At 60.2% G+C, this 10,671-nt stretch carries 7 protein-coding genes and 3 pseudogenes; 8 read left to right on the top strand and 2 right to left on the bottom strand.

What is annotated here, in order from left to right; all coding sequences use genetic code 11:
- The 3 genes from QJT78_RS44590 to QJT78_RS44580 form a co-directional block, all read left to right on the top strand.
- Window positions 1-595, top strand: a 595-nt coding sequence (locus QJT78_RS44590; RefSeq protein WP_281460638.1) for a dihydroxy-acid dehydratase, incomplete at its 5' end; no start/stop codon positions are given.
- Between the two features lie 94 nt (window positions 596-689).
- Window positions 690-2,012 (top strand): MFS transporter, encoded by a 1,323-nt coding sequence (locus QJT78_RS44585; RefSeq protein WP_063711530.1) that lies wholly within the window; start codon window positions 690-692, stop codon window positions 2,010-2,012.
- 138 nt (window positions 2,013-2,150) lie between these two features.
- Window positions 2,151-2,456: an NAD(P)-binding domain-containing protein gene (locus tag QJT78_RS44580; RefSeq protein WP_234678468.1), complete on the top strand. Its 306-nt coding sequence runs from the start codon at window positions 2,151-2,153 to the stop codon at window positions 2,454-2,456.
- 60 nt (window positions 2,457-2,516) lie between these two features.
- Here the strand turns inward: QJT78_RS44580 and QJT78_RS44575 are convergent, their stop codons facing one another.
- On the bottom strand, window positions 2,517-4,034 hold the full coding sequence (locus QJT78_RS44575) for a GMC family oxidoreductase (RefSeq protein ID WP_028154243.1): 1,518 nt from the start codon (window positions 4,032-4,034) through the stop codon (window positions 2,517-2,519).
- A 111-nt stretch (window positions 4,035-4,145) separates the two neighbouring features.
- Window positions 4,146-5,183: a Gfo/Idh/MocA family oxidoreductase gene (locus QJT78_RS44570; RefSeq protein WP_256461586.1), complete on the bottom strand. Its 1,038-nt coding sequence runs from the start codon at window positions 5,181-5,183 to the stop codon at window positions 4,146-4,148.
- A gap of 119 nt (window positions 5,184-5,302) precedes the next feature.
- Here QJT78_RS44570 and QJT78_RS44565 point away from each other — a divergent pair.
- The 5 genes and pseudogenes from QJT78_RS44565 to QJT78_RS44545 all read left to right on the top strand — a co-directional run.
- Window positions 5,303-5,494: pseudogene (locus tag QJT78_RS44565) on the top strand (transposase); the annotation flags it as partial.
- A gap of 1,161 nt (window positions 5,495-6,655) precedes the next feature.
- A pseudogene (locus tag QJT78_RS44560) lies at window positions 6,656-6,841 on the top strand (IS110 family transposase); the annotation flags it as partial.
- Window positions 6,842-7,378: 537 nt separating this feature from the next.
- Window positions 7,379-7,918 carry an EAL domain-containing protein gene (locus QJT78_RS44555; protein ID WP_309248209.1) on the top strand — a complete coding sequence of 180 codons (540 nt, stop codon included), beginning with the start codon at window positions 7,379-7,381 and terminating at the stop codon, window positions 7,916-7,918.
- 154 nt (window positions 7,919-8,072) lie between these two features.
- Window positions 8,073-8,947: pseudogene (locus QJT78_RS44550) on the top strand (transposase); the annotation flags it as partial.
- 978 nt (window positions 8,948-9,925) lie between these two features.
- On the top strand, window positions 9,926-10,444 hold the full coding sequence (locus QJT78_RS44545) for a hypothetical protein (RefSeq protein WP_281460637.1): 519 nt from the start codon (window positions 9,926-9,928) through the stop codon (window positions 10,442-10,444).
- Window positions 10,445-10,671: the final 227 nt, after the last annotated feature.

Here is a 10,671-nt window from a genome sequence, read left to right as displayed (position 1 = left end):
CCCACAAAGCCATCAGCTTCGGCTTCCTCCCCCGATTGTTCCATCGCCTTCAGTCTCCTCTCGGCTCTCTGACAAGCCAAGGATCGCAGAGCGAAAGCCGAAGCGAAACCAATCAAATGGGAGAAAAGCTCCGCTTACGGACCTCGACGTTAAGCCCGACGACATCCTCGTCCTGCAGAACGCAGGCCCGCACGCGGCGGGCATGCCGGAAGCTGGCTACCTTCCCATTCCGAAGAAGCTCGCCCAGGCCGGTGTCAAGGATATGGTGCGCATCTCCGATGCGCGCATGTCAGGCACCGCCTTCGGGTCCATCGTACTGCATGTTGCGCCGGAGGCTGCGGTCGGCGGCCCGCTCGCCGCGGTGCGCAACGGAGACCGCATCCGCCTCTCCATCGAGAACAAGCGGATCGACCTTCTAGTCGAGCCGGACGAGATTGCACAACGCCTGGCAGGGTTCACCCCACCGCCGGCTCCACGCCGGGGCTACAAGGCGCTCTATCGCCGAACTGTCACGCAAGCACCCGAAGGCTGCGACTTCGACTTCCTGACGGCCGACCACTCTCCTGTCGACCCTGGCGAGCATAGTTCGGGGTGATGAGACAGATGGCCTGTTGGTATCCGCTCTCCGAAGAGGGGACAGCATACCCATTTTGACGCTCTCACAAGAAACAAACGAGTTGGGGATGGAAATGACAGAGATCAATCAGGGTGCAACGATCAAAAAAGTCTTCATCCGGCTTATGCCGGTTCTCTTCATCTCGTACATCCTGGCTTACATCGACCGCATCAACATCGGCTTTGCCGCGCTCAAGATGAATCCCGACCTCGGGATTTCGTCCTACATTTATGGCTTTGGCGCGGACGTGTTCTTCTTCGGCTATTTCATTTTCGAGATTCCTAGCAACCTCATGCTGGAGAAAGTCGGGGCTCGCAGGTGGATTGCACGCATCATGATTTCATGGGGCGTGCTGTCGGCCGGTATGGCTTTCGTGCAAGACCCCACGAGCTTTATTGTGGCCCGGTTCTTCTTGGGCGTCGCTGAGGCTGGGTTCTTCCCGGGCGTGATCCTCTACCTGACGTATTGGTTTCCTCAGCAATATAGGGCCCGGATCATCGCGGCCTTTATGGTCGCGATCCCCGTCTCGCTTGCACTCGGCGCGCCGCTCTCGACGGCTGTCCTCCAAATGGACGGCATTGCAGGGCTGAAGGGGTGGCAATGGCTTTTCATCATTGAGGGAGTGCCGGCGATCCTGTTCGGCCTCGTGTTCCTGGCTGTCATGCCCGACCGGCCGCGTGATGCCAAATGGCTGGGCACTGAGGAGCGTGCTTGGCTGCAGGAGACCATTGAACGCGAACATAAAGCCGTAGCCGCGGTCCACGGGACAAAGGCTCTCCAGGCTTTCGCAGATCCCCGTTTGCTCGCGTTGGCATTCATCTATTTTGCGAATACCACCGCGAATCTCGGTCTCGCGTTCTTCCTTCCGCAGATTCTCAAGAAACTCGGCCTTTCAGACATGCAAACCGGCTTGTTGACGGCCATTCCCTATATTTTTGGGACCGTGGGCATCATCATATTTGGGTACGTGTCGGATAAGTATAAAGAGCGCCGGTACACGCTGTTCGCGGCGCTCGCTCTCACCGGCTTCGGCCTGGTCGGCTCCGGGCTCTTGACCGGTTCGTTCCTCGCCGTCGCTGTCATGGCTCTGGCTGCAATCGGCATCTACGGGACGAAGGCGCCGTTCTGGCCGCTGCCTTCCATGTTCCTCACCGGCAGCGCCGCAGCGGGCGGCATCGCGCTGATCAACTCGATCGGAAACCTCGGCGGGTTTGTAGGCCCTTACATGGTCGGTTGGATTCGGGAAACCACGCACAGCTACCAATCCGGTCTCTATTTCCTCGGCCTTCTTGCGCTCATCGCGGCCGCGTTGACGCTGCTCGTCGTCAATGCACGCTTCACGCAAGCGCGCAGAACCGCGCCGGGAGCAAGTCCCGCAGGCATTCGGGGCGCATAGCACACCTACGTTGAAATCTATCACGGCCAAAACAAGCGTCGTGCAGGTGTTCCCTGTCCGACATCTCATTCTGGTGGAGAAGATCACATGACGATACGACACATTGCGTTCATCGGACTCGGAGATATGGGCCACTGGATGGCGCTCCACCTTGCGAACAAGCGTGCGTCCGACGCCGAAAACATAGTGGCATTCGATATTGATCCTGAGCGCGTCAAAGGGCTTGTGGCGCCGGGGCTCGTCGCCACCACGGATCCCAAGAAGATGGCGGGTGCCGAGGTGTTGTTCCTCTGCCTGCCGGACGGAGATGTGGTCGAGAACGCCTTGTTTGGAGCGAATAACGTTGCGGCGACGCTGGCTGACGGGGCCGTCGTGGTGGACCTCAGCACTATCGCGCATGCCAAGGCGCTCGAGCAGCAGCATCTGGTCGACGCATCGCGCTGAGACGGTTGGCGAGCACGCAGCCGGCCGAGCCGGCGCCGACAACGATGTAGTCGTAAACCGTCATCTCATGACCCCATGAGTTCGAAGATCGGTCCTCGCGACATGATCCGCGACGCGCAACGCCTGGGCGGCGATCGTCAGCGACGGGTTCACCGCCGCCGAAGTCGGCAGGAACGACGCATCGACAACGAACAGATTGGGGTGATCAAAGGAGCGGCAGAACGGATCGAGCGGTGATGTCGCGGGATCGAGGCCGATGCGTACTGTCCCGCACTGATGCGAGGGCGTGCGCCGGTCGAACGCCTTTGACAGTACGATCGGATAACCTGCGGCCCGCAGCCGTTCCTTCAACGTCGCCACCAGCGCCAAATGGGTCGTCCAGTTCGAGCGCTGCCAGTCGAGCCGGATATTCGCACCATCGACCGTCACACGGCTCTCGGCGCCCGGCAGATCCTCGCTCATCACGTACCAGTCGACCGCATGCCGGCTCATCAGCCCAAGCGCCAATTCCGGCGCGAGCGGCATGTTGGCCTTCAAAATCGGCGCGGTGACACGTCCTAGCAACTGGATGTTGCCCAGCGGCGGTCCGCCGTGCCCATCATCGAGATAGAAATTGTTGGTGCCGATCGTCTTCTGGTAGATCGAATTGTTGACGACGCGCGGATCGATCGCCAGCACAGCCGAGGAATTGTGGTTCATGAAATAACGGCCGACTGCATCGGCGCGGTTCGCGATGCCGGCCTGTGACGAGCGCAGAAGCAGTGCGGCCGAATTGACGGCGCCCGCCGCGAGCACCACGATGCCGGCGCCGATCATGGTCCGCTCACCGGCCTGAATGACCTCAACGCCGGCAATGCGTTTGCCGTCCGGCTCGACGACCAGCCGCTTGACCTGCGCACCTTCGCGCAGCGCGACATTGTCATGGGCGAGAGCACAGGCAAGCCCGCAGGATTCGGCATCCATCTTGCCGTGCCCGGCGTCGGGGAATGCATCCCACGGAGTCTTGGCACGTTTGAGCCATGTCTCGATGTCGATGCCAAGCGGCAGTGTAAACGGCTTGAGCCCGATCTTCTTGAGCCGCTGCCGTACCGCCGCAATCGCCGGCTCATCCGGCACGGGGCCGAACGGATAGGGCGCGGAGTGAAAAGGCTCCGAGGAATCGTCTCCGAGCGCGCCGCGCACGTTGTAGAGCTGTTCCGCCCGGGTATACCATGGCTCCAGTTCGCCATAGCTGAACGGCCAGCCCGGCGTCGTTCCATCGCGGTGCGCGATGGGCGCGAAGTCTTGAGCGCGGTAGCGGATCAGGACCGCCCCGTAGAGCTTGGTATTGCCGCCGACGCAGTAGTAGTTGCCGGGATTGAAGGCCTTCCCCGCCCCATCGACCCAGGACTCCTGCGGCCGGAACACCCCGCGCTGAAAGATCGCCCTTGCGTCCCGCGCAGCCTCGCTATCGCGCAGACGCTGGCCGCGCTCGAGGATCACGATCTTTGCGCCCGTAGGCGCCAGACCCGCGGCAAAGTTCGCACCGCCCATTCCAGACCCGATGACGAGGACATCGGTTGTCTCCGTGATCTTCATGCAGGCCTCGCACCACTCGATCAGATACGGCGCGTGGTCGTTGGGTCGAACAGCACCGCCTTGTCGAGGTTGAACGCAAGAGTGTGCGGTTGTCCGAGCCGGACGTCAGCATCAGCGCGCATGCGCAAGATCTTCGTTCGTGCCATATGCGCCTCGGGTCGTCAGATCGATGGGAGCCTCGCGCCCCGTTCGGGCAGCCTCGCGCGTCGACAGGGCGGCGCTCAGCGACTTGATCCCGTCTTCGCCCGTAGCCGACGGCGCGCCACGGGCGGCAACCGCGTCGCCGAACAGGCGCACCGCCCGTAGATAGAGATTCTCGTGCGCGGTCGAGAGCTGCCTTTCGTCGTCCCTGGTCCGCAGCAAGACCTCGCCCTTGGGCACCTGGGTCATGCAGTCGGTCCCGATCAGCGATCCCTCTTCGCCATGCACCTCGAAGCCGGTCACCGCGTATCTTGTCGTGAAGGCATCGTGGAACTGGGCAATCAGCCCGTTTTCGAAGCGGACCACTCCCATGACGCCGTCTTCGAGGCCTGCCTGGCCCATACCACCCCGCGACGTCATCGCGGTCACGGCGACAGGATTTTCGTCGAGCGCGAAACGCAAGGTGTCGACATCATGAACGGTGATATCGAGCACGACGCCGCCGCCCGCTTCCGGCCTCTCAATCCGCCAGCCCTGCAGGTGCGGCGGAAGATAGACCGCATGAAAAACGCGGGCGAATAGAGGCTTGCCGATGTGGCCCGCCTTGATCGCGGCATGAATTGCGCGATGGGTGGCCGCGTTGCGCAAATGATGGTTTGTCCCCATCTGCACTCCTGCCGCCTTGCAGGCCGCGACCATTCGCCTCGCGTCCGGCAAGTTCAGCGCGAGCGGCTTTTCGCACAGCACATGCTTGCCGGCCGCGGCCGCGGCCAGCGTTTGCGAACAATGATGCTCATTTGTTGTCGAGATGTAGACCGCATCGATACCGCTTCCGAGCAACGCGTCGAGGCTGGTTGTTGCTATCGCGATCCCGTTCTCGCTGGCAAATCGCTGCGCCCGCTCCGGATCGCTGCTCATCACAGCCCCGACCTCGCCAGCCGCTCCGCGGATGGCCTCGATCATCCACTCGCGCGCGATTGTACTTGCACCGATCAATCCCCAACGCAGGCCACTCAAGATGCTATCTCCGTTTGAATTCCGCTCCCCAACTCTCCCGAACGACCAACCGCGCTTCGCTCACGTAACTCTCGAGATGACGCTCGCCCTCGTTGATCTGCCTCAGCCCCCGCGGCCAAGCCGAGAATCTGATCAAGCGGCATAAGACGCAGCTCGCCTCCGACCGCACCAGCTGTCGTTCGGCGCTCGCCAACCAGGTCCGTCTCGTGCTCCATACGCCCGCTTATTGGCCGATGCTGACCGTGCGCGACGCCATTCCCAAAGCCCGGGAATTGGCCACTGCCGAGTTCGCGACGCTGCGTTGAGCCAGCGTGCGTCCCGAACGCAGCGATACCCGCGACACACATTTTCTTGTTGCAGTTCATCGCGAAATTCCTCCTGGTGGCCCAGACAAATGGTGCCATGGCATGTCGTAGTTTTAGGAGGAACGCTCCCCTTGACCCTGAAGTCGCAGCCAACTTGATAGTCTCGTTACGGAGGCTAATCACCTACCGCATCTAATAGGGCGCTCGCGCCGGCCGAGCGCCTTCATGGCGATGAGGCTGGACACGCGAGCAGGACGAGATCTTCTGGCATTTGTTAGGGAATCGAACGTCAGAGGAGATCAGCGCGGCGGCGCGGAGCAAGACTTGTCAGGATCTCAGACGGCGCGGCTATGTGCTGGGTTTGCCCGCGAAATGGTTCAAATCCGCAAAGAGAGCGACCGATCAGCCGGTGCTGGAGGCTGGAAGGGGAGGCGACGCTGTCTAGCGGAGAGATTTCCAAGGGCCGACCGCCCTGTTGAACCGATCCAGTTTTCGCGTGCCAATGATGCGATGACCGTTGGGTCTCGCGTAATAGTAGCGTACTCGGCTGGTCCAAAGCTGAAAGGGCGGAGCGGCCTCATGGTCGCTCTTGGTGTGACCAGGACAAAAGGGTGCGCGTCCTCTTGGACGGCAACATGAGACCGATCACTCTCCACGTGTGCTTATTGGAAATGGAGAAGGCGCAAGACTTCTAGTCGCGCCGCGCAGCAAAATGATGTCCGCCCGCGTATGCGAGTAAGTACAAAACAGCCCAACGCCGCCCGCTTGAATTGCATGGGGGCCACGTTGGTTTTAGCTCCAGGAGGGATGACAAAATCCTGACCTGGATAAGTATGGAGGAAAGCTTACGTCTTCGCTATCCGTATGACTCCGGATACCACCAAGGAGTAGTGGAGACAGTGCGGCGCGGTCTAGGATCGGCTGACGGCAGAACGCGGAGCTGTCCAGCAGGGTGGTAAGCAAAGTGAAATGGACCCGCGGAGCGAGACAGGTTGAACCGGCTTGTTAGTTGGAAACCGATCGCTCCTGATCCCGTTCTACACGCAGCCAGAGATTCTGTCTGCTGCTGTTGCTGTGTCTGCTGCTGTGATGGACGCCCCTCGACGGCATCGATTTGCGAAAGTGAAGGGTGTTGAACCGTCACAAAGAGGAAGCACCGTGAACGAAGTTAGCACGATTGGACTAGACTTCGCGAAACATGTTTTTCAGGCGCATGGCGCAGACGCAGACGGCGATGTTGTTTTCCGCAAACAGCGTCGTGACAAAGTGCTGGCTTTCTTTGCCCAGCAGCCTGCGTGCCTGGTCGCGATGGAAGCCTGCGCCAGCGCCCATCACTGGGCTCGGTATCAACCCATAAGTCATCCGTATTGTCGGGATGAACGACTAGTAAAACCGTATGCGCGCGCTTGAGGTTCACGGCATGACGGTTCTGCCGCGCGATGTGCTCAGCAGGGTCAATGTTCGGCGTCGATTCACAATTCGGCGTCTGCATCGACCCGACACCATAGTCATGAACGTCGTCTCGCGATGACACACGAACGCAACGTTTCCGGCGAGACGCAAAGTCAGGCACGATTGCTTCTCATGAACGCCAGATGACGCATTTGTTGCGCACGTGACGGCGGTGCGACGCACCGATACTTGCGTCATTTGCTTCGAATTGAATCCTTTAAGGTTAGCGGCGCAATCAGTGTATGAGCCAGAAATTTCCATGATTGCCGCCGCTCTTGGATGTACGAGTCAGGATCGAGTCTGGTTGGCCGATGACGAGGACCTTGCCGCCGTAGTCCTTTCTCACCAAAGTCTCGGGAATTTTACTGACTTCGATGCTGTCAACGGACACGCTGAGCACCAGAAGATCGGGCCGTTCCGCGTCAGCAGATCGGACCGGTCGATCTCTCGATCAACCTGCCGATGTCGTTTCTTGCCGATGACGACGCGGTGCGCGAGCTCTGCTACCGGATGCCGGATCATGCGGCGTTCGCCGGCCTGCTGATCGAGATCGACAGCACCGAAATGGTCGATAATCTCGACCTGGCGATCGATGTCGCGAGGCGCGTGCGGCTGCACAATATCGGCATCTCGATCGACAATGTCGGCGCCAACTGGCCGTCCTTGCTCGGACTGCCGAACTTCCCGTTCGTTCAGCTCAAGGTCGACCATCAATTCGTCACCGGCTGCGCGGACCAACGCCTGAAGCAGACGGTGTGCCGGCGGGTCATTGAGCTCGCTCACGACAGCGGCGCGCAGGTCGTAGCCCAAGGCGTCGAGACGCGCGCGGATTTCCTCGCCGCACATGAGATGGATTTCGATCAGGTCCAGGGTTACTTGTTCGGCAAGCCAATGGGCGTCAAGAAGTTCGCGCGCTCACGCTTGCACTTCTCGGAGAAAGAGCCGATCGTCCTGAGGCACGGCGGCTAGGCAGGCGCGAGTGTCGCCATCGATCGTGCGCAGCGCTTCGCTGCGCGCGATCAGGCGCTTTGTGTGAATCGGCGCAATGGAATGACTCTGCCCAGATTAATGATGTCAACGGCTTAGCGTGCCGATCGGTGCCGGGCCCCCGCGCCAACTCACAAACTGGACGAGCGATGCGGCGCGTTTGAAGCGTACCGGCGTTCCGGTCGAGTATCGCGTAGCGCGGACCAGGCCAGAGATTGCACTGGCCGAGATCGATCGCGTGATCGCGGTCGGCGTTCGCTTCGGCTACTGGCGGATGCCGGTTACGGCCTCAGCGCGCCGTTCCGTCAAGGGCTCTCGACACGTGGCGTTGCCTGGGCCGTTGGGATCCCTCGTCATCTCAAGGTGTACCCGGTCGCCGTCAAGCTGATCTAGCCGGTTGCAAATCGAGGCCGTCCCCGCAAACGGTACATTCCGGATATCTTGTCGATGCCGGCATGAAAACATGCTGGCTGATGCCAAGTGGCAATACGTAAGTTGCCGAAACGGGACCAAGGGAAAGCTGCGAGCTCGCTTCGCTGCTGTTCGTGTGCGGACTGCCGATGGACCTCCGCAGCGCATCAAGGACAAAGGCCAGCAGCACCTTCCAGGAGACGAAGCGCGGCTTATTGGTGAACACAGAATGTCGGGAGAGAAGAAATACTATCTCGCCAATCTGCCGGCCAAGACAGATCTGCTTACACTAGCTGCCACGATCAAAGCGCGATGGATTTGCGAGCAGGCCCACCAGCAGCGGAAGGAGGTGCTCGGGCTCGATCACTTCGAGGGGCGATTCTGGCAAGGGCTCCATCTCGCCCTCATGACCATAATCACTTACGCATTCCTCCAACACCCACGTCTCGCACAAGCGGGCCGGAAAAATAGAATCAACGGCCCGCCGCCTCAACCGAGCCTCCCGGCCGTGCGCCACGCCATCGTCGAACTCATCGCTCGACCACGACCTCAGCAATGTCCCCACTGCAGAAGACAAATCGGCGCAAAGCAACGGCGTGAATAAATCTGCCAAAGTAGCGTTAGCACTACTTTGGGTGCGCCGGGAGACCGGCAAGGAATAGATGGTGGAAGTCCATTGCGATGAAGGTGTAGCGAACCACATCGGCCCCGAGCCGTGCGCAGGCGTCCGCGAGGGTGTCGGCGAAGCGTCGGTAGGGGAGCATGCAGGCCAGCCATTGAGCCGCGAAACAGTGTTATCTCGGGAGCCGACGCTGTCCAAAGAGCGGAAGGCAATATGGGCGAGTGCGCAAACGCGAGCACCCGTCCAACCCGGCGTGGTCGTAGACCCTGGCATGTATGGAAGCTCCTTGTACGGGAACCGGGATATCTCCGGGTCGGCCATCTTCCTTCTCGGAGGAGATGGTCCGCAGCGGGAAGGCGAGGAGCTGTAGCCGCTGATGCACGACACGGAGAAGTCTGACTCTGGCATAGTAGCTGAGAAGCCAACGAACAAAGCCGGATTACTGGCGGCGGAGTGGGCGGAGCCAAGGCCGGGGACCAAGGGAAACGCGGAACAGCAGCGCATGCACCGGACACAGGGCCGGGCTCGCATGACCCAGTCGCTGGACCGCGTACGGACAGCCGCAAGGCTGAGGAAGAAGGACCGGTTCACCGCGCTCTTTCACCACATCAATGTCGATACACTGCGGGCGGCGTTCTTTGCGCTCAGGCGTAAGGCTGCTCCCGGCGTGGATGGCATGACGTGGGAGGACTACGAGGAAGATCTCGAGCCCCGGCTCGCCGATCTGCACAAACGGGTCCAACGAGGAGCGTACCCACGACGATGCCGATGTCGTTACGGTCGCCGCTTATGCCGGCCGCCCGAAGGCCTGGCGCGAATGGTCCTCCGAATGGAGGAAGGCCAAGAAGCCGATCAAGGTTTTCCACGCTGTCGACGCGGACAATCGCGAGGGGGAATTCAAGGGGTGGACCCGCGAGAAGCGCGACGAGGTCGTAAAAAGGGTGCTGCCGGTCATAATGGGACACCGTATCGCTGGCGTGGTCATTGCCCTCAACAAGACCGAGTTTCGCATGGCTACGGAAGGCAAGGAAGAATTGCTGAAAGCACTCGGCAATCCGTATACGACCTGCTTTCACTGGCTGGTGCAGTCCGTGCTTGAATTGATGAAGCCCAACAAGAAGGAAACTCTCAAATTCGTGCACGAAAACAATAACGACGAGAAAGAAGCCAAAGCCTCGTTCGAATTTATCGCCAAGGACGCAAATCCGAACAAGGTGCCGATGAGATTGCTCTTCGGCGGCAAGCGTGAGCAGATGCCGTTGCAGTCAGCGGATATCCTTGCCCATGAGGCCTATAAGCGGTTCAAGGATCCGGACAAGCCAGAACGAAAGCCATGGCAGATCCTGAGGCCCACAATCGTGGTGGTTCATCTCGGGAAAGACAACATGGCCAAGCTGGTCCAGTCGCTCGAAGAGATCGTGAAGAATACAAGCGATCAAGCCAGCAGCGCGGCGCGGAAGAACAAGGCGTCCTGAAATGCGTTCGATGCGATCAATGCGCCTATTAATCCCTTGCCGTTGCTAATGAGAAAAACCCCTACCGGGGTTTGCCGCGGCAGGGGTTCGAACACTGCTTCTTTCGACGATCGGCAGACTAGTACCCGGAATCAGAGCTGAGTGATACGGCGGCCTTTGAAACGGCGTTGACGGACCTTTTTCTTGGTCCAGACGAAGGGCTCGGCTCTGTCGTTGTATGCGTTGAC

Source organism: Bradyrhizobium sp. Mp27, from assembly GCF_029953005.1.
Taxonomy (GTDB): Bacteria; Pseudomonadota; Alphaproteobacteria; order Rhizobiales; family Xanthobacteraceae; genus Bradyrhizobium; species Bradyrhizobium barranii.
Note: the sequence above shows the minus strand (reverse complement) of the source record. Positions and strands in the feature narration are given on the sequence as shown.

Bases quoted from the DNA above. Each gene is read 5' to 3' on its own strand.
- QJT78_RS44585 (WP_063711530.1), top strand. From the start codon at position 690: ATGACAGAGATCAATCAGGGTGCAACGATCAAAAAAGTCTTCATCCGG.
- QJT78_RS44580 (WP_234678468.1), top strand. From the start codon at position 2,151: ATGGCGCTCCACCTTGCGAACAAGCGTGCGTCCGACGCCGAAAACATA.
- QJT78_RS44575 (WP_028154243.1), bottom strand. From the start codon at position 4,034: ATGAAGATCACGGAGACAACCGATGTCCTCGTCATCGGGTCTGGAATG.
- QJT78_RS44545 (WP_281460637.1), top strand. From the start codon at position 9,926: ATGGGACACCGTATCGCTGGCGTGGTCATTGCCCTCAACAAGACCGAG.